17 protein-coding genes are annotated in these 17,260 nt (G+C 67.9%); 8 read left to right on the top strand and 9 right to left on the bottom strand.

Going from position 1 to position 17,260, the window contains the following annotated elements:
• Position 1: 1 nt before the first annotated feature.
• The 5 genes from AC13CR_RS12455 to AC13CR_RS12435 form a co-directional block, all read right to left on the bottom strand.
• Positions 2-862 carry an ABC transporter permease gene (locus AC13CR_RS12455; protein ID WP_292956320.1) on the bottom strand — a complete coding sequence of 287 codons (861 nt, stop codon included), beginning with the start codon at positions 860-862 and terminating at the stop codon, positions 2-4.
• Positions 862-1,803, bottom strand: coding sequence for an ABC transporter permease (locus tag AC13CR_RS12450; RefSeq protein WP_482900839.1), 942 nt, complete (start codon positions 1,801-1,803; stop codon positions 862-864). Before AC13CR_RS12450 ends, AC13CR_RS12455 begins: the two co-directional genes overlap by 1 nt.
• Positions 1,804-1,892: 89 nt before the next feature.
• Positions 1,893-3,401: an ABC transporter substrate-binding protein gene (locus tag AC13CR_RS12445; RefSeq protein WP_292956326.1), complete on the bottom strand. Its 1,509-nt coding sequence runs from the start codon at positions 3,399-3,401 to the stop codon at positions 1,893-1,895.
• 128 nt (positions 3,402-3,529) lie between these two features.
• Complete coding sequence (locus AC13CR_RS12440; protein ID WP_446236179.1) at positions 3,530-4,693, bottom strand: LysR family transcriptional regulator; 1,164 nt, start codon at positions 4,691-4,693, stop codon at positions 3,530-3,532.
• Positions 4,666-5,550, bottom strand: a complete 885-nt coding sequence (locus AC13CR_RS12435) for an NAD(P)-dependent oxidoreductase (protein WP_446236661.1) — start codon at positions 5,548-5,550, stop codon at positions 4,666-4,668. The genes AC13CR_RS12440 and AC13CR_RS12435 overlap by 28 nt, the downstream gene beginning before the upstream one ends.
• A gap of 156 nt (positions 5,551-5,706) precedes the next feature.
• On the opposite strand from AC13CR_RS12435, the gene AC13CR_RS12430 reads away from it, so the two are divergent.
• From AC13CR_RS12430 to AC13CR_RS12420, 3 genes are all read left to right on the top strand, one after another.
• The gene (locus AC13CR_RS12430) at positions 5,707-6,438 is read left to right on the top strand and encodes a PIG-L deacetylase family protein (RefSeq protein WP_292956335.1); all 732 of its coding nucleotides are present in this window, start codon (positions 5,707-5,709) and stop codon (positions 6,436-6,438) included.
• A gap of 71 nt (positions 6,439-6,509) precedes the next feature.
• Positions 6,510-7,181, top strand: coding sequence for a 4-carboxy-4-hydroxy-2-oxoadipate aldolase/oxaloacetate decarboxylase (locus AC13CR_RS12425; RefSeq protein WP_292956338.1), 672 nt, complete (start codon positions 6,510-6,512; stop codon positions 7,179-7,181).
• Positions 7,182-7,267: 86 nt separating this feature from the next.
• Positions 7,268-8,326, top strand: coding sequence for a 4-oxalomesaconate tautomerase (locus AC13CR_RS12420; protein ID WP_292956341.1), 1,059 nt, complete (start codon positions 7,268-7,270; stop codon positions 8,324-8,326).
• Positions 8,327-8,338: 12 nt separating this feature from the next.
• On the opposite strand, the gene tcuB is transcribed toward AC13CR_RS12420, so the two are convergent.
• Genes tcuB through AC13CR_RS12405 form a run of 3 tightly spaced genes read right to left on the bottom strand, consistent with a single transcriptional unit; the run spans position 8,339 to position 11,544 of the window.
• Entirely contained in the window at positions 8,339-9,442 is a 1,104-nt protein-coding gene (tcuB, locus tag AC13CR_RS12415) for a tricarballylate utilization 4Fe-4S protein TcuB (RefSeq protein WP_292956344.1), read from the bottom strand.
• Positions 9,432-10,841, bottom strand: coding sequence for an FAD-dependent tricarballylate dehydrogenase TcuA (gene tcuA, locus AC13CR_RS12410; protein WP_446232467.1), 1,410 nt, complete (start codon positions 10,839-10,841; stop codon positions 9,432-9,434). Before tcuA ends, tcuB begins: the two co-directional genes overlap by 11 nt.
• A complete protein-coding gene (locus AC13CR_RS12405; RefSeq protein WP_482919996.1) occupies positions 10,834-11,544 on the bottom strand; it encodes a GntR family transcriptional regulator in 711 nt (236 codons plus the stop codon). The genes tcuA and AC13CR_RS12405 overlap by 8 nt, the downstream gene beginning before the upstream one ends.
• Before the next feature lie 148 nt (positions 11,545-11,692).
• On the opposite strand from AC13CR_RS12405, the gene AC13CR_RS12400 reads away from it, so the two are divergent.
• Both AC13CR_RS12400 and AC13CR_RS12395 read left to right on the top strand, forming a co-directional pair.
• The gene (locus AC13CR_RS12400) at positions 11,693-12,706 is read left to right on the top strand and encodes an AbrB family transcriptional regulator (RefSeq protein ID WP_292956353.1); all 1,014 of its coding nucleotides are present in this window, start codon (positions 11,693-11,695) and stop codon (positions 12,704-12,706) included.
• A gap of 17 nt (positions 12,707-12,723) precedes the next feature.
• Positions 12,724-13,713, top strand: a complete 990-nt coding sequence (locus tag AC13CR_RS12395) for a hypothetical protein (protein WP_292956356.1) — start codon at positions 12,724-12,726, stop codon at positions 13,711-13,713.
• A 68-nt stretch (positions 13,714-13,781) separates the two neighbouring features.
• Here the strand turns inward: AC13CR_RS12395 and AC13CR_RS12390 are convergent, their stop codons facing one another.
• The gene (locus AC13CR_RS12390) at positions 13,782-14,291 is read right to left on the bottom strand and encodes a GNAT family N-acetyltransferase (RefSeq protein WP_292956359.1); all 510 of its coding nucleotides are present in this window, start codon (positions 14,289-14,291) and stop codon (positions 13,782-13,784) included.
• 105 nt (positions 14,292-14,396) lie between these two features.
• Between AC13CR_RS12390 and AC13CR_RS12385 the strand changes: the two genes are divergently transcribed.
• The 3 genes from AC13CR_RS12385 to AC13CR_RS12375 all read left to right on the top strand — a co-directional run bounded on the left by AC13CR_RS12385 (position 14,397) and on the right by AC13CR_RS12375 (position 17,255).
• Positions 14,397-15,278, top strand: a complete 882-nt coding sequence (locus AC13CR_RS12385) for a LysR family transcriptional regulator (RefSeq protein WP_482900838.1) — start codon at positions 14,397-14,399, stop codon at positions 15,276-15,278.
• Between the two features lie 85 nt (positions 15,279-15,363).
• On the top strand, positions 15,364-16,227 hold the full coding sequence (locus tag AC13CR_RS12380) for a putative hydro-lyase (RefSeq protein ID WP_292956365.1): 864 nt from the start codon (positions 15,364-15,366) through the stop codon (positions 16,225-16,227).
• Positions 16,224-17,255, top strand: a complete 1,032-nt coding sequence (locus AC13CR_RS12375) for a TRAP transporter substrate-binding protein (protein WP_292956368.1) — start codon at positions 16,224-16,226, stop codon at positions 17,253-17,255. Before AC13CR_RS12380 ends, AC13CR_RS12375 begins: the two co-directional genes overlap by 4 nt.
• Positions 17,256-17,260 lie beyond the last annotated feature (5 nt).

Here is a 17,260-nt window from a genome sequence, read left to right as displayed (position 1 = left end):
ATCAGGTCTCCTTGGCAAGTCTGGGGTCCAGCGCATCGCGCAAGCCGTCGCCGACGATCTGCAACGACAGGACCGACAGCGCGATGGCCGCACCCGGAAAGAGGATCAGGAAGAAGGCAGTGTCGATATAGCGGCGGCCCTCGTTCACCATGATGCCCCATGTGGGGATCCTGGGATCGACGCCGACGCCCAGAAAGGACAACCCGGCCTCGGCCAGCATTGCATAGGCGAAGATGAAGGTGGCCTGCACCAGGATGGGCGACATGATGTTGCGCAGCACATGCGTGACCATGATCCTGGGCGTCCGGGTGCCCAGGGCGCGGGCGGCCTCGACATAGGGCAGTTCGCGAATGACCAGCGTCGAGGCACGCACGATCCGCGCGATGCGCGGCGCATAGACGACCGACAGCGCCAGGATCACGTTGACCATCGTGCCGCCGAAGATCGCCACCAGCGACAGCGCCAGCAGGATGTCGGGAAAGGCCATCATCGCGTCGATCAGCCGCGACAGCGGCGTGTCCAGACGCCGGAAAAAGCCCGCGGCCAGCCCGATCACGATACCCACCGCCGACGAGATGACGGCGACGCCGAGGCCGATCCCCAGCGAGGTCTGCCCCGCGACCAGCAAGCGGCCCAGCAGGTCGCGCCCGAAGGCATCCGCGCCCAGCCAGTATTCGGCGCCCGGCGGCGTCAGCCGCTTGCGCACCGACATGCCGCCGATCTCGGTCACGCCCAGCGTCGGCAGCAGGAAACAGGCGGCGACGATCAGCACGAAGACGACCAGCGCCACCACCACCGCCGGCCGCTGGAACAGCAGCTTGCGGAACGACGGCGCGGCGATTGCAGGGGATGCGGCGGCCATCAGTATTTCACCCTCTTGTCGACGACCAGATACAGAAGATCGGTCAGCAGGTTGACCAGCACATAAAGCCCCGCGACCACGATCAGCGTGCCCTGGATGACCGGGTAATCGCGCCGCAGCACCGCGTTCACGACCAGGTTGCCCATGCCGGGAAGGTTGAAGACCCGTTCGGTCACCACCGCCCCGCTGACCAGCAGCGCGAAGGTCAGGCCGATCACGGTGATGATCGGGATGCCCGCGTTCTTCAGCGCATGGCGCAGCACGACGCGGCGTTCGGTCATGCCCTTGGCGCGGGCGGTGCGCACGTAATCCTCGCCCAGGATGTCCAGCATCGAGGCGCGGGTAAAGCGCAGGATCAGCGCCGAATTGGTGATGCCCAGCGTGATCGAGGGCAGGACCAGATGCCACATCCGCGTGCCGAAGCCCGCGCCGGCGCCGCCATAGCCCGAGGCCGGGAACCAGCCCAGATCGGTCGCCAGATAGCGCTGGAAGATCAGACCGGTCAGGAAGCTGGGGACCGAGGCCGCCAGCATCGCCGTGGTGATCGAGCCCTGGTCCAGCACCGATCCGCGCCGATAGGCGGCCCAGATGCCGATGGGCGTGGCGATGACCAGCGCCACCAGCAGCGAAAACAGTGCCAGAAAGGCCGTCGGCTCGGCCCGGCTGGCCAGAACCTGCGTCACCGGCTGGTTGAAGAACAGCGATTCACCGAGGTTGCCTTGCAGCGCGTTGCCCACGAAGGTCGCGTATCGCACCAGGATCGGCTGATCCAGACCCAGACGCCTGCGCAGCGCCACCACCTCGTCGGGCGTGGCATCGGGGCCCAGCAGCAGCGAGGCCGGATCGCCCGGCGCAAGGCGCACCAGCACGAAGGCGATGGTCAGCACCAGGAAGATGACGACGACCATGCCGATCAGGCGGCGAAGAAGATAGCGACTCATGGGGCGATCTCGCTTGCGGGCGGTGTTCGGGGGCCGGGCTTTCCGGGGCGCGCGGGCCGCGACCGCAAGGATCGCGACCCGTTTCGACCCTATTCGGCGGTGCTGGCGTTCCAGAAGGCCGGCCAGGGCGAGGGCCTGACACCGGACAGGTTTTTCGCCTTGCCCTGCAGCGCGTTGAAATTGCCGACCTTGATCAGACCCACGTCCTCGTAGGCGACCTTCTGCAATTCGGCATAGATTGCCTTGCGCTTTTCGGGATCGGTCTCGCGGGTGAAGCGGTCGAGGATCTCGTTCTTCTTGGGATTGTTCCAGCCCTCGCGCGCGGTGGCGAAGAAGGACGAGGTCAGCGCCGGTTCCGGCAGGAAGGGCGAATGGGTGATATACATGTCCCACAGGTCGGGGTTGTCGCGATTCTGCGCCAGCGTGGCCCAGTCAACCACGTCCATCTGCACGGTAAAGCCGGCCATCTCCAGCGCCATCCGCGCCACTTCGGCCATCTGGTAATGGAACTCGTATTGCCGCGAGGTCAGGATCCGCAGCGGCGTGCCGTCATAGCCGGCCTCTTTCAGATATGCGGCCGCCTTTTCCTGATCGTTGATGTTGTAGAGTTCGGTCCCCGCGTCGTTGCGCCATGTCCAGCCCTCGGGATAGAAGGCGCCGTCGGTCTGGAAGAATTTCTCGTCCCCGAAGGCCGCGAACAGCATGTCGTCGAAGGGCAGCGCGGCCTGCACCGCGCGACGGATGTTCAGATCGGTCATCAGCCCCTTCTTGTGATTGACCGCGAAGATCGGCCAGCCGAAGGGTTCCAGCAGCACCGGTTCGGCCACCTCGGATTTCGCGATGCGGTCATAGGCCTCGGTGGACAGGCTGTCGGCATAGTCGAACTGTCCCGACAGCAGCCCCTCGACCCGCGTGCTGGTGTCGGGCACGGGCACGAAGCGGATCTCGTCGGGGATCTGCTGCCGCTTTCCCGCCGCTTCGCCGGGTTGGGTATAGCCGTCGAAGCGGACCAGTTGCGTGTACTGGTCGGGCTCATAGGCCTGAAGCTTGTAGGGGCCGGTGCCGATGGGCTTGTCGATCGTGTCGGCGATGATCTCCTCGGGATAGATCACGGCGGCGGAATTCGAGAAGGCCAGCAGCGACAGCAACGGCGAATAGGGTTCGTTCAGGGTGATGGTGATCTCGTTCGGGCCGCCGGCCTTGATGCTGTCGATCTTGTCGGCGATGCCCTGACCGCGGCTGGCGACCTTTTCCCAGCGTTGCAGCGAGGCCAGCACATCGGCACTGTCCATCGCGGAACCGTCCTGGAACGACACCCCCTTGCGCAGCGGGATCGTGTAGGTCAGCCCATCTTCGCTGATCGTGGGCATGTCTGCGGCCAGCAGCGGCACCACGGCCCAGTTGTCATCGAAGGTGTACAGCGTTTCCATGAAATGCTGCGTCACGATGCTGACGACATCCTTGGTGGACATCATCGGGTCGAACGTGTCCGGATCGCCGACGATGGCGACCTCGACGGTTCCCTGCGCGGCGACCGGCGCCGCGGCCGCGAAGGCAAGCACGGCCGAGCCGGCCAGGCAGACGGCACGAAATGTCATGTGAAGCTCCCTGATTTCCATTATTGTGTTATGTAATCCGCAGAAATGAGTAGAGAATCACTCTACATAGAAGTCAACAATCATTCATTATTGTGTACAGTAGGGGTCCGGGCGGCGCGACGCAGGCATCAGATCGCCGCGCGGATTGCATCCAGAAGGGCCTGCTGCGCCCGTGTCGGCTGCCATCCGCTGCGCAGGGTCAGGCCGATGGGGCGCGGCACCGGCAGGCCGGGAAACGGAAGTTCCGCCACGATCCCGCGCTCGATCTCGCGCGCGGCCTGGGCTTTCGACACGCAGGCCAGATGGCGGCCGTCGCCGACCATCTCGCGCATCAGGATGACCGATCCGGTCTCGATGATGCTGGCCGGCGGATCGAGATTCGAGTCGCGAAACAGCGCCTCGAACAGATCGCGGGTCGGCGTGCCGCGCCGTGCGACAAGCCAGGGCCGACATCGCAGGGCCGACAGCGGCGCGGGATTGTGGATCAGCGGATCATCCGGCCCGGCAAGGATAGCCAGCACGTCATCGAACAAGCGTTCCTGCACCACATCCCCGACCGGAAGCGGCTGACGCAGCGCGCCGATGATCAGGTCGATCTCGCCCCGGCGAAGCCCCGCCAGAAGATCGCCATAGATCCCGTCCATGATGCGGATCGGCTGCCGGGGGCGGTCCTGGCGAAACCGGGCCAGCGCGCGCGGCAGGACATGGGCGCGCGACAGGGGCAGCGCGCCGATGACGATCCGACCCACCTCGCGGCCTTCCAGTTCCGCAAGCTCGGCCACGGCCTGATCCAGCTCCGCAAAGGCCAGTCGCGCCGCCAGCGCCAGCGCCGATGCCGGCCGCGAGGGCGCCACGCCGACCGCGCTGCGCTGGAACAGCGCCCGCCCCGCAGCAGCCTCGATCGCGGTGATCGCCCGGTGCAGGGTGGGCTGCGCGATCCCCAGCCGGTAGGCCGCCAGCGTGAAATTCTGCGTCTCGACGGCGGCGATCAGCGCGGTCAGCTGCGCCCGCGTCGCGGTCGTCCGAAGCCGCGGCGCGATGTCGGACATCGCCATGTCCAGACGTGCCAGCGCGCGGGCCGCGCGATGCTGGAAAAGGCGCCCCGCCTCGGTCGGGAACAGGCCCTGCCGGGTGCGCCGGAACAGGGCCGTGCCGGCCTGCGATTCAAGCTTGGCGATGGCCTGCGTCACGGCCGGTTGCGACACCAGCCCCGCCGCTGCGGCCCGCCTGACCGAGCCGCCCTCTGCGACCGCCAGGAAGACCCTCAGGTGGCGGAGATTGCCGACAGGCATAGCGCCTCTTCGATCATCGCCAGGCGCTGCATCAGGTCGCCCTCGCGCTCGTGCAGGCCCAGATCGCCGATCCTTTGCTGCCATGCCACCGTGGCGCGGGCGAGATCCGCGGGCAATCCCAGCCCTTCGACGGTCTTGGCGACCTCGCGCATCTCGGCGGCGCGGCGCAGCCCGTGCTGCATCATCCGTTCGGTATTGTAGGCGGCCTTCGCCGCCCAGTCCGTGGCCGGATCGGAGGCTTGCAGCGAATCCAGCACATCCTGCAGAACGCCCGCCCGTCGTGCCGACAGAAGGCATTCCGCGGCCAGCGCCTCCATCCCCTTGATCATCACCGAGCGGATCATCTTGATCGCCGAGGCCGAACCGATGCGGGGGCCGCGCCAGCGATACTGCATGTTCATGCGATCCAGGAAGTCCAGCGCCGTTTCGGGGCCCGCGATCAACAGCGGCGTGCGGTGCAACCGGGGTCGGATCGGCGCCATGATCGCCATATCGACATAGGTTGCGCCGGCATCGCCGATCATCGTCGCCGCCTCGCGCTTGCTGTCGGGGGCGCAGGAATTTCCGTCATACCAGACGCTTGCCGCCGCCAGATGCGGCGCCGCCTGCCGGGCGGCCTCGACCGCCTGATCGGCGGTGACGAGGCACAGGACATGCCGCGCGCGCGCCAGCACGGCCGCGGCCGGCCCGCAGGCGACATCCAGATCCGTCGCGGCATCGCGAAGGGGCTGCGCCTGGGCGCCATCCAGCTTGGTGTCCCAGGCCGCGATGGCACCGGCAAAGCCCTCGTCACGCCAGCCCTTCGCGACCGCGCGGCCGGCCTCTCCGAAGCCGATGAAGGCGATTTCTGCGCTCATGTCGATTTCCTTTCGAAACCTGGCGGAATATTGCCCCGCCGGGCCGCGCCCGCCAACCCGTCATAGCCGGAACTTATGCATTGGCGTGGATTTCTGAATTGCCTGCGGTGGGGCCGGGATGCGATCTGGTCGGCAGCACAACTCAGGGAGAATGGAATGCCGGAGCCCGGAACCGCGCTGGTCTTCAGCGCCCATGCCGCGGATTTCGTCTGGCGCTGCGGCGGCGCCATCGCGCTGCATTCCCGGATGGGGTATCAGGTGACGGTGGCCTGCCTGTCCTTTGGCGAACGCGGCGAAAGCGCGCGGCTGTGGAAGGACGGCAAGGCGCTGGACCAGATCAAGGCAATCCGCCGGGCCGAGGCCGAGGCGGCGGCCGAGGTGCTGGGCGTGCACCGGCTGGAATGTTTCGATCTGGGCGATTACCCGCTGCATCTGGACCGCGAGGACAAGTTCCGGCTGGTCGACCTGATTCGCGAGGTGCAGCCGCGCTTCATGCTGAGCCACAGCCAGCATGATCCCTACAACACCGACCACATGCAGACGACCCAGGTGGTGCTGGAATGTCGCATGGTCGCGCAGGCCTGGGGTCACGATCCCGGCCAGAAGGTGCTGGGCGCACCGCAGCTTTACCTGTTCGAGCCGCACCAGACCGAACAGATGGGCTGGAAACCCGACACCTTCCTCGACATCACCCCGGTCTGGGACCAGAAGCGGGCCGCGATGGAACAGATGAACGGACAGGCCCATCTGTGGGAATATTACACCCGCGTGGCGCAGCAGCGCGCCAACCATTTCAAGCGCAATTCCGGCGGCCAGTCGGGCGGGCGCGATTGCCGATATGCCGAAGGATTCCAGTCGATCTTTCCCCGAACCGTGGACGAATTGTGATGCCTGAGGCCCCGATCATCGGCAGGGTGGCGATCGAAGCCATGCTGCGGAAACCCTGGAAAGGCTGATTCATGGCTGTTGTCGTCCAGAACATCGTCCGCGCCGACGCGGAAGTCATCGCCGGTCTGTCCGAGGTCGGCGTCGCGACCGTTCACGAGGCCCAGGGCCGTCGTGGCTGTCTGTCCAGCCGGATGCGGCCGATCTATCCCGGCGCCCGCATCGCCGGCAGTGCCGTCACCATCAGCGCGCCGCCCGGCGACAACTGGATGGTCCATGTCGCCATCGAGCAGTTGCGCGACGGCGACATCCTGGTTCTTGCCCCCACCTCGCCCTGCGAGGACGGCTATTTCGGCGATCTGCTGGCGACCAGCGCGATGGCGCGGGGCTGCCGGGGGCTGGTGATCGACGCCGGCGTCCGCGATGTCCGCGACCTGACGGAGATGCGATTCCCGGTCTGGTCGCGGGCCATCAGCGCGCAGGGCACCGTGAAGGCAACGCCGGGATCGGTGAACGTGCCCATCACCTGCGGCAATCAGGCGATCGAGGCGGGCGATGTGATCGTGGCCGATGACGACGGCGTCTGCGTCATCCGCCGCGCCGAAGCCCTGACCGTGCTGGCCGCTGCCCGCAAGCGGATCGAGGCCGAGGAGGCCAAGCGGCAGCGACTTGCCGCCGGCGAGCTTGGCCTCGACATCGATGACATGCGCGGCAGGCTGGAGGCGAAGGGGCTGCGCTACATCTGAGGGGCGGGGGCGGTCCGGCCGCGGCGGGCCGAGCGCGGCCGCCTAGCCAAGAAAGGGTATTTGGACAACGAAGAAGGGCTGAAAGGATGCGCGACGAGGACGGGATTGCCTGCCTGTGGATGCGCGGCGGCACATCGAAGGGGGCGTATTTCCTGAAGGACGACCTGCCCGCCGATCCGGCCGGCCGCGACGCCTTGCTGCTGTCGATCATGGGCAGCCCCGATCCGCGACAGATCGACGGGATCGGGGGCGCGGACCCGCTGACCTCGAAGGTCGCGGTCCTGTCGCGGCCCAGCCGTGCGGATGCGGATGTGGATTACCTGTTCCTTCAGGTCTTCGTCGACCGGGCCCTGGTCAGCGCCGCGCAGGGTTGCGGCAATATCCTGGCCGGGGTCGGCCCGGCCGCGATCGAACGAGGCCTGGTCCGCGTCGCAGGCGCGCAGACACCGGTTCGCATCCACATGGTCAATACCGGCGAGATTGCGACGGCCATCGTTCAGACCCCCGATGGCAGGGTCAGCTATGCGGGCGATTGCAGCATCGACGGTGTGCCGGGGCAGCACGCCCCGATCCTGCTGATGTTCGACGACGTGTCGGGGTCCATGTGCGGTGCCCTGCTGCCCAGCGGCCAGGCGGTCGATGTGATCGACGGGATCGAATGCACGCTGATCGACAACGGCATGCCCTGCGTGATCCTGCGCGCCGATGCGGTCGGCCGGACCGGATGCGAGGATCGCGAGGCGCTGGATGCCGATGCCGAATTGAAGACGCGGCTGGAGGCGATCCGGCTGCAGGCGGGGCCGATGATGAACCTGGGCGATGTGCGCGAGAAATCGGTGCCCAAGATGACGCTGGTTTCGGCCCCGCAGGCAGGCGGCGCCATCTCGACCCGCAGTTTCATTCCGCATCGCTGCCATGCCTCGATCGGGGTGTTCGCGGCCGTCAGCGTGGCGACGGCCTGCACCTTGCCCGGATCGCCCGCCGCATCCGTCGCGCGGATGCCGCAGGGCGATGGAGTCGCCGTCGAACATCCGGGTGGCGCGGCCCAGCTGCGGCTGGAGCGCGACGATCAGGGCCGCGTAACCCGCGCCGGCGCGATGCGCACCGCGCGCAAGCTGTTCGACGGGCATGTCTTTCCCGCCTGAGCGAGCCCGGTCTCAGCGAAGTCTGCGGAGCTGCGCCTCGCGCACCAGCGCCGCCATCCGGTAGAAGCCATGCGCCATCTTGGAATAGGGCGTGACCAGGAAGAAGGCCAGCACCAGCCCCAGATGCAGCGCCAGCAACGGGCCGGTCAGCGCCGTGCCCCGCAGCGCGTAGAGGACAAGTCCGGTCAACCCCGCCAGACCCAGCGTCCAGATGAAGGCATTCTCGCCCCCCGACCGGCCCGGCGCACCCAGTCCGGGATCGGCCTTGCCGCGCAGGACGATCATGCCGAAGCAGCCCGCCACCAGCAGCAGGCCGCCGGGAATGCCCAGCAGCTTGGGCAGTGAGAACAGGCCGTAGGGCGCCGGCATGTCCAGCAGGTAGTGCATCACCGTGGCCACACTGGTCGCGGCGAAGCACAGCAGGAACCCGTACATGATCGCCTGGTGCACATGACGCCGGGCATTGCTGTAGCGTTCGCCCTTTTCGAAGTTGCATCCCTGACCCTGCCCGCCCGACAGGTTCCGCATCGTCCCGGCCGAGATCGCGGCCTCGCGCAGATCATGCAGCGTGACGGCCTGCCCGCCGACCTCGTGCCAATAGGACCGCAATCCCATCGCGATGGCCGCCAGCGGCAACAGGAAGGCCGGCAGGAAGATCGCCACCATCGCGCCGTGGCCCAGCCAAGCATAGAAGCCCGGGCCTTCGCCCGGCAGGGCGGCGATGGCAAGGATCATCGCAGCGATGCCCAGCACGATGGCCACGACCAGCCCGGCCGCGTGGCTTTGCAGCAGGCGGGCCAGCCCCGAGGGCCAGGCAAAACGTTCCCAGCTGTCGACCCGCGCGGCGCCGAGAGCCTTTGGCAGGTTCAGGTCGAATTCGTGCGGCGCGGTATATTGGCAGGCATGGTAGCATCCCCTGCAATTGTGGCACAGATTGGCCAGTTGGGTGATGTCGCCGCTGGCAAAGACCTTGTTGCGGGTGATTGCCGGAAAGACCGAACAATAGCCCTCGCAATAGCGGCAGGCATTGCAGATCTCGATCTGGCGCCGGGCTTCCTGCACCGGATCGTCCGAAATGGCGCCGGGATCGGTCTGCAGGGTGACGTCAAGCGACATGGGCGGCGGCCTCCTGTCCGGCGATGCGTCCGAAGACGGTGCCGATGGTCATGCCGAACCCGGCCAGATAGCCCTGACCCAGAATCGAGCCGGCCATCATCTCTCCGGCACTCCAGATGTTTTCGTAAGGCCCTTCGGGACCGGTCGCGCGGGCATGGCGGTCCACCTTCAGGCCCAGATAGGTGAAGGTCACGCCGGGGCGCAGGGAATAGGCATAGAACGGCGGCTGCTCGATGGCGCGCGCCCAGTTCGTCTTGGCGGGCGTCAGGCCGCTGGTCGCCAGGCCGTCCAGTTCCTGCGGGCGGAACTGGCCCTCGCGGCAGGCGGCGTTGAAACCGGCGATCGTGTCGGCGACCGCATCGACCGGCAGGCCCAGCTTGCCGGCCAGATCCGGGATCGTGTCGGCGGTGATCGGCGGATAGACCGACGGCATGAACAGGTCGATCGAGCGGCTGTCGATGATCGAATAGGCGACCTGATCGGGCTGCTCGGCGACCAGCCGGCCCCAGATCGCATAGCGTTTCGGCCAGACATCCTCGCCCTCGTCATGGAATCGCTGGCCATCCCTGTTGACGACGATCGAGAAGGGCACGCAATCCAGCCGCGTCACGATGCCGCCGTCGAATTTCGGCGCGCGCCCGTCGATGGCGACGGCGTGACATTGTGTCGGATCGCCCACGGTCAGCGCACCCTGATCGACCATGTCCCGCAGCAGGACACCGCGATTATAGGGTGTGCCGCGGATCAGGAAATTGCGCGCGGACGGGCCCCAGGCGCGGGCCAGCCAGTCGATATCGGCCTGGAACCCGCCCGAGGCCAGCACGAAGGCGCGGCCGGCGATGCTGATGATCTGGCCGCCGATGCTGGCGATGACATGGGTGGCCCGGCCTCCCTCGATGCCGACATGGCTGACTTGCGCGTCATAGGCGACGGTGACGCCCAGGTCCTGCGCGGTCAGGTAATAGGCATTGACCAGCGCCTTGCCGCCGCCAAGGAAGAAGGCATTGGTGCGGTCCAGCGACAGCGTGCCCGCCAGCGAGGGCTGGAACCGCACGCCATGGGCCTGCATCCAGGGCAGACATTCGGCCGAGTTGCGGATCGCGTGCCGGGCCAGTTCCTCGTCGGTTTCGCCCCTGGTGACGCGCAGCAGGTCCTGCCAGAATTCCTTCTCGTCATAGGTCTCGACCAGCGGACCCAGATCGCCGTGATGCATGCAGCGGAAATTGCGGGTATGGCGCGAATTTCCGCCGCGATAGGCATGGGGCGCACCTTCCAGGATCAGGACCCGGGCCCCCGCCTCGGCCGCCTCGATCGCCGCGCAGAGCGCCGCGTTGCCGCCGCCGGCGATCACCACGTCCCATGTTTGCCCTGCCAGCGATCGCGAAAGACCGTCAGTCACGTTCCGCCTCGTCTTTCTGTCTCAGGATGCGCAGCCGGGTCAGTTGGGCGCGTTCCATGTGTTCGCGCATCGCGGCCTCGGCGCGCTGTCCGTCGCGGGCGGCAAGAGCGTCGAGGACCGCCTCGTGTTCTTCGACCGCCTGCCGGGCGCGTTCCGGCGCAGCCATCGCCGAGGGGCCCAGGATCAGCAGCGTGTTCTCGACGCTGGCCGCCGCGCGCAGCAGGAACCGGTTGCGCGCCGCGTCCAGCAACCGGGCGTGGAATTGCCGGTTCAGGCGAACCAGGCGGGCGGCATCCTCGACCGCGCGGGCCATCTCGGCGTTGATCGAACGCAGCGCCTCCAGCTCCATCGGCGAGGCGGCGCGGGCCGAAAGCCGCGCGGCGGTGCCTTCCAGCACCGTCCGCATCTCGTAAAGCTCCATGATTTCGGGATAGGCCAGCTGTCGGACGACGGCGCCGCTGCGGGGCTGGTGATCGACCAGGCCGTCGGCCTCCAGCCGTCGGATCGCCTCGCGCACCGGGGTCCGGCTGACGCCGAGGCGGGCGGCAAGCTCGGTCTCGGTCAGTCGTGCGCCGGGGCGGATCGTGCCCGACCGGATCTGTTCGCAAAGCCTGTCATAGACGCCCTCACCCTGCAGGGTGCGCCGCATGCCGTCGCCTGATCCGGATTTCGGACTTTCGGTCATGCATCCAGTCGTATACATCAGGATGCAAAAGGGTCAAGTCCGGATGGGCCGGATCTGTTCCAAAGGCATCGAAGGGGCCGGTGCGCCGGCTTGCCGCCCCGGGCGCATTCTGGCAAAGGCTTTGCACATCATGCAGAAACCTGCGCGCATAGGCCGGCCTGGCCGGATGATCGTGACCTTCGCGCTGGCTCTGGCCGGGGCGGGGCTGTTTCTGGTCCTGAACCTGCCCCTGCCCTGGTTGCTGGGGCCGATGCTGGCATGCCTGATCGCGGCGTTGCTGGGCGCCCCCCTGCGCGGCGCCGGCGGCTTCAGCACCTTCATGCGGACCTTCCTGGGGGTGGCGGTCGGCGCATCCATCACCCCTGAAGTGCTGGCCGGCCTGCCCGAAATCGCGGCCTCGCTGGCGCTGGTGCCGATCTTCATCGCGATCATCGCGATGGTCGGCTATCCGCTGTTCCGGCGTGTCTTCGGCTTCGATCATGCCACCGCCTGGTATGCGGCGATGCCGGGCGGCCTTCAGGACATGCTGGTCTTCGGCGAAGAGGCGGGCGGCGACGTGCGGGCGCTGTCGCTGATTCATGCGACGCGGGTGCTGGTGATCGTGACCGTGGCGCCGCTGATCATGCGCATCTACTGGGGCGTCGATCTGGCGCGGCCGCCGGGCGCCTCGATCGCGGGCTATTCGGCGTCCCAGATCGCGCTCATGGTCGCGGCGGGTTTCCTGGGCTGGAAGCTGGCGGAACGGGCCGGATTGTTCGGCGCCTCGATCCTGGGGCCGCTGATCCTGACCATGATCCTGTCGCTGAGCGGCATCGTCCAGAACCGCCCCCCGGCCGAGATCATCCAGGCGGCGCAGTTCTTCATCGGCATCGCGGTGGGGGTGAAATATGTCGGCATCTCGGCGCGCGAATTGCGCATCGACGTGACGGCGGGGCTGGTTTATGCCGTCGTGCTGGCGCTGATCAGCCTGGTTTTCATCGAGGGGATCGTGACGCTGGGCCTGGCGCCGGGGCTGGAGGCGTTTCTGGCCTTCCTGCCGGGCGGGCAGGCCGAGATGACCGTGATCGCGATCATCGCCGGCGCCGATCTGGCCTATGTCGTCAGCCACCACCTGCTGCGGATCATGATCGTGATCCTGTTGGCGCCGATCGTCGCGCGGCTATTCCGGCGGCGCGAATAGGCGCGTATCCTGCCCCGATGAGCTGGGATTTCGAGGAAGAGGATCGGGACTGGCCACTGCCCATGGCGGATCGGCGCAGCCTGTTCGATCCGCAGCCGTGGCGCGAGGCGCAGGCCGATTGCGCCTTTGCACTGGCGCAGGCCGGGCTGGCCGCCGGGCGGCTGGAATCGCGGCTGACGCCGATGACGGGACCGGCGCGGGCCGGCGCGCTGAGGCGGCTGGCGCTGCTGGAGGCCGAGGCGATGCTGTGGGCGCAGGGCTCGCCGCTGGCCCGGCACGAGATCGGCCTGGACCTGATGGCCGCCCGCGCCGGCACCGATCTGGATGCGATGGCGCAGGCGCGGTGGGCCGTCCGGCGGCTGGAAGGACAGGGCGATCCGGCCGATCTGCGCGGCTTTCTGGGCCTGCACCGGGCCGAAGGCGTCGATGCGCCCGAGGCGCCGCTGGGGCGGCTGTCGGGGCGGGCCTTCGACCACGCGGCTGAGGGATTTCTGGCCGCCGTCCGGGGCTTGGAGCCGCTGCATCCGCTGGCCCGCGCGCCCGCGCTGCGGCTGCTGTGGCGGCTTTACGATCTGTCGCCCGAGAACGCGCCGATCGAGGCGGCGGTCTGGATCGCGCGGCGCATGGCCGCGGATTGTCCGGGCCTGCCGTTCCTGCCGATGGGACGCGCCGGGCAGCCCGCTGACGAGGGGCCGCCGAAACACCGCCTGCGACGGCATCTGGCGGCGCTGGCCGATGGCGCCTCGGCGGCGCTCGCGCATCTGGATCGGGTCGCGGCATGGTCCGCGCGCGCCGGCGTCGAGACAGAGGCAATCAAGGGGTCCAACGCGGCCCGGATCGTGGCGGCGCTGGCCGCCCATCCGCTGATGAGCACGGCCATGGTCGAGGAAAGCTGCGCCATCAGCCGCGACACGGCCGAGCGGCTGCTGGCGCGATTGGAGAGGATGGGCCTCGTGCGCGAGGCGACCGGCACGCGCCGGTTCCGCCTGTGGGCCGCCGCGATCTGAGCCGACGACATTCCCCGGCGCAAACAGCCGTTTTTCGGGAACGGCATGCGCCGACCGGCACCGCCCGTCTAACCCGCGCGCAGGCCGCGGCGGGGAATGTCCTTGATCGCATGGATGATCCCGTCCGAGCGGCCCGAGACCGCGCCCACGTCGCGGGCCAGCGCCCGCATGGCGCGGTTGTCGCCGATGAAATCCATGTGGATTCGGCCAAGGCCCGCGCGGCGCGCGGCCAGCACCGTCGCCAGCACCAGCCGCTTGCCCAGGCCGATCTGCTGGAAGGGCTGCTCGATGGAAAAGGACGCCTCGCCCTGGTCCCGAGCCGGCCATGGGATCAGCTCGCCCAGACCGCGCAGCACGCCGCCCACGAAAGCGCCGAAGATCAGCGCGTGGTCCCAGTCAACGCCGTCGGAATAGGCGCGGATCGCGTCATCCGTCAGCGCCGCGTGAAAGCGGGCACGGCGGTCTTCGGGCGACAGCCGCAGCAGGTGTGCTGCATGGTCATGGCGGTCGCGGCCTTCCAGCCCGCGCAGGCGGATGCGGGGCGGACCGAAATCCGGGGGATGGGGTATCTGCGACATGGCGCGGACCTCATGCTGCGCTGCGGCACATATGGGTCGCGGGCGCTGGCGGGTCAATCGCGGGCGGGCTTGACTTGGCGTCGCCCACGGCCGCATGTCGCGGAAATGTTCGGCTTCCGCGACCTTGCCATCATCCGCGCCATTGCCCGCCATGGCGGATTTCGCGCCGCCTCGGATTCGCTGGGGCTGGCGCAATCGGCGATCTCGCGACGGGTGCGGCATCTGGAGGACCGGATGGGCATGACCATCTTCCAACGCGACGGCCGGGGCGTGCGTCTGACCGCCGCCGGCCGCCGCCTGGTCGAGGAATCCGAGATCCTGATCGCTCAGCGCGACCGGATTCTGGGCGAACTGACGCAGGGCCTGATGGCGGGCGTCGTGCGGCTGGGCGTGGCCGAGACGATGACGCATACGGTCCTGCCCCGCATGCTGACGGATCTGCGCGCGCGCCGTCCGCAACTGCGGTTCGAAATTTCGGTCGATACTTCGGAACAGATGGCGCAGATGCTGGTCGCGGACGGGCTGGACGTGGCGATCATGATGCGCGATCAGGCGCCGCGCGGGATCAACCTGACGCCGCTGCCGCCGGTGACGCTGGGCTGGTTCGTGGCGCCCGCGCATTTCGACCTGCCGCGCCCGGCCGGGATCGACGACCTGGCGGCGCTGCCGATCGTGTCCTTTCCCAAGACGACACTGCCGCACCGGCGGGTAGCCGATTTGTTGTCGCCGGGGCGCCGGCAGGCAGCGGCGATCCACGGATCGGCCTCGTTGGCGACGGTGCTGCACCTGGTCGGGCAGGGATTCGGCATCGGCACGATTCCCCATGACATCGTAGACGCTTGGCCCCATGCGGGCCTGGAGGAAATCGCGGTGCGGCCCGAGGCGCGGCTGCCCGATCTGGATTTTGCCATCTGCTACATGCCGGAACGCAATGAGGAAATCGGACGCGCGGTAACGCGCGCGGCACTGGACGCGGCGAGGAAGTGATCACCGGGCGCGATCAATATTGCGGATAAGTGAGCGCTTGATTCAATCGGTTTCGTCAGGAATCCTTGTCGGAGAGGAGAACCGGATGATCCAGCCCCAGCCGCAACCCCAGCCCCGTCTTGCCGATCCGCGCATTCTGCGCGCCCGGATCCGCGACGGGCTGTTCGATGGCCCTACGGCGGGCCTTTGCGGTGATGCGTTGCAGGCCAATCTTGTGATCCTGCCGGGCGAGGAGGCGTCCGATTTCCTGCGCTTCTGCCAGGCCAATCCGCGCCCATGCCCGCTGCTGGCCGTGGGCGAGCCTGGCGATCCATCGCTGCCGGCGCTGGGCGACGGCATCGACCTGCGCCATGATCTGCCGCGCTATCGCGTCTGGCGCCGGGGCGCGCTGGCCGACGAGCCGGCCGACATCGCCGATCTGTGGCGGAATGACATGGTGTCCTTCGCGCTGGGCTGTTCCTTCAGCTTCGAGGATGCGCTGCTGCGCGCCGGGATCGCGGTGCGGCATCAGGAAACCGGCCGGAACGTGCCGATGTATCGCACCAGCCTGCCGACCAGGCCCGCCGGGCGCTTTTGGGGGCCGCTGGTCGTATCGATGCGGCCGATGCGGGCGGCCGAGGCGATCGAGGCCGTGCAGATCTGCGCGGGCTTTCCGCTGGCCCATGGCGCGCCGGTCCATCTGGGCGATCCGGCGCTGATCGGTATCGCGGATGTGATGGCACCCGATTACGGCGACCCGCCCGAGTTCCGCCAGGGCGAGATTCCGGTCTTCTGGGCCTGCGGGGTGACGCCACAGGCCGCAATCGCCGCCGCCCGGCCCGATCTGGCGATCACCCATGCGCCCGGCCACATGCTGGTCACCGACATTCCCGCCGGTCGCGCGACGGCGCGGCTGACCGGGGTCCATGCCGATCTGCCCATAAAAACCCAACAGGAGAGACTGACATGAAACTTGCAAAAGCCCTGCTGACCGGAACCGCGCTGCTGGCCTCGCCGGCCATGGCCGAGGAACTGGCCGTCGTCGGAAGCTGGTCGAACCTGCCGCTGTATCAGGATTTCGAGTCGCCCTTCTGGACCGAGAAGCTGCCGCAGATGACGGATGGCGAATTCACCGCGCAACTGACCAGTTTCGACCAGATGGGCATCGCCGGCGCCGATGTCTACCGGATGCTGGGCGACGGGGTCTTCGATGTCGGCTCGACCGTGGCCGATTACACGGTCGGCGATGCGCCCGAACTGGAAGGTCTGGACGTGCCGCTGATCGCCAACACGCCCGCCGAGGCCCGAAGCATGGTCAAGGCCGCCCGCCCGATGGTCGAGGAGATCATGCGCAATCGCTTCAATGCCGAGGTTCTGGGCATCGCGCCCTATCCGCCGCAGGTCGTGTTCTGCAAGGGCGAGGTCGGTTCGCTGGCCGATCTGGAGGGCAAGAAGATCCGCGGCTCGGGCCGGATGACGACCAAGCTGCTGGAGGCTCTGGGCGCGGAAGGCGTCAACATCGCCTTTTCCGAAGTGCCCGGCTCGCTGGAGCGGGCCGTGATCGACTGTGCCGTGACCGGCGCCGGGTCTGGCTATTCCGCCGGCTGGTGGGAGGTGACGGACACGCTGATGGTGCTGCCGCTGGGCGGCTGGGATCCGGTGGTGATCGCGATGAATGGCGACCGTTACGACGGGCTTTCCGGGGATCAGCAGTCGATGCTGAAATCGGCCGTGGCCGAGGGGCTGGAAGCGCCCGCCTGGGACGCCGCGCAAGGCGGGCTGGAAGGCGACATCGCCTGCCTGACGGGCCAGGGCGAATGTGCGGCCGGCGATGCGGCCTCGATGACGCTGGTGCAGCCGTCCGAGGCCGATCTCGCGGCGGCGCGGAAAGTGCTGGAAGACGAGGTTCTGCCCGACTGGGCCAGCCGCGCCGGCGCGGAATGGGTCGCGCGCTGGAATGATTCGGTCGGCAAGGCCGTCGGCGTGACCGTCCAGTAGCGCCC

This window comes from Paracoccus sp. L-17 (assembly GCF_056857655.1).
This window is presented reverse-complemented; position numbering and strand designations above follow the sequence as displayed.

Bases quoted from the DNA above. Each gene is read 5' to 3' on its own strand.
- AC13CR_RS12395 (WP_292956356.1), top strand. From the start codon at position 12,724: ATGAGCTGGGATTTCGAGGAAGAGGATCGGGACTGGCCACTGCCCATG.
- AC13CR_RS12390 (WP_292956359.1), bottom strand. From the start codon at position 14,291: ATGTCGCAGATACCCCATCCCCCGGATTTCGGTCCGCCCCGCATCCGC.
- AC13CR_RS12455 (WP_292956320.1), bottom strand. From the start codon at position 862: ATGGCCGCCGCATCCCCTGCAATCGCCGCGCCGTCGTTCCGCAAGCTG.
- tcuB (WP_292956344.1), bottom strand. From the start codon at position 9,442: ATGTCGCTTGACGTCACCCTGCAGACCGATCCCGGCGCCATTTCGGAC.
- AC13CR_RS12420 (WP_292956341.1), top strand. From the start codon at position 7,268: ATGCGCGACGAGGACGGGATTGCCTGCCTGTGGATGCGCGGCGGCACA.
- AC13CR_RS12435 (WP_446236661.1), bottom strand. From the start codon at position 5,550: ATGAGCGCAGAAATCGCCTTCATCGGCTTCGGAGAGGCCGGCCGCGCG.
- AC13CR_RS12425 (WP_292956338.1), top strand. From the start codon at position 6,510: ATGGCTGTTGTCGTCCAGAACATCGTCCGCGCCGACGCGGAAGTCATC.
- AC13CR_RS12375 (WP_292956368.1), top strand. From the start codon at position 16,224: ATGAAACTTGCAAAAGCCCTGCTGACCGGAACCGCGCTGCTGGCCTCG.
- AC13CR_RS12440 (WP_446236179.1), bottom strand. From the start codon at position 4,693: ATGCCTGTCGGCAATCTCCGCCACCTGAGGGTCTTCCTGGCGGTCGCA.
- AC13CR_RS12405 (WP_482919996.1), bottom strand. From the start codon at position 11,544: ATGTATACGACTGGATGCATGACCGAAAGTCCGAAATCCGGATCAGGC.
- AC13CR_RS12445 (WP_292956326.1), bottom strand. From the start codon at position 3,401: ATGACATTTCGTGCCGTCTGCCTGGCCGGCTCGGCCGTGCTTGCCTTC.
- AC13CR_RS12385 (WP_482900838.1), top strand. From the start codon at position 14,397: ATGTTCGGCTTCCGCGACCTTGCCATCATCCGCGCCATTGCCCGCCAT.
- AC13CR_RS12400 (WP_292956353.1), top strand. From the start codon at position 11,693: ATGATCGTGACCTTCGCGCTGGCTCTGGCCGGGGCGGGGCTGTTTCTG.
- AC13CR_RS12430 (WP_292956335.1), top strand. From the start codon at position 5,707: ATGCCGGAGCCCGGAACCGCGCTGGTCTTCAGCGCCCATGCCGCGGAT.
- AC13CR_RS12450 (WP_482900839.1), bottom strand. From the start codon at position 1,803: ATGAGTCGCTATCTTCTTCGCCGCCTGATCGGCATGGTCGTCGTCATC.
- AC13CR_RS12380 (WP_292956365.1), top strand. From the start codon at position 15,364: ATGATCCAGCCCCAGCCGCAACCCCAGCCCCGTCTTGCCGATCCGCGC.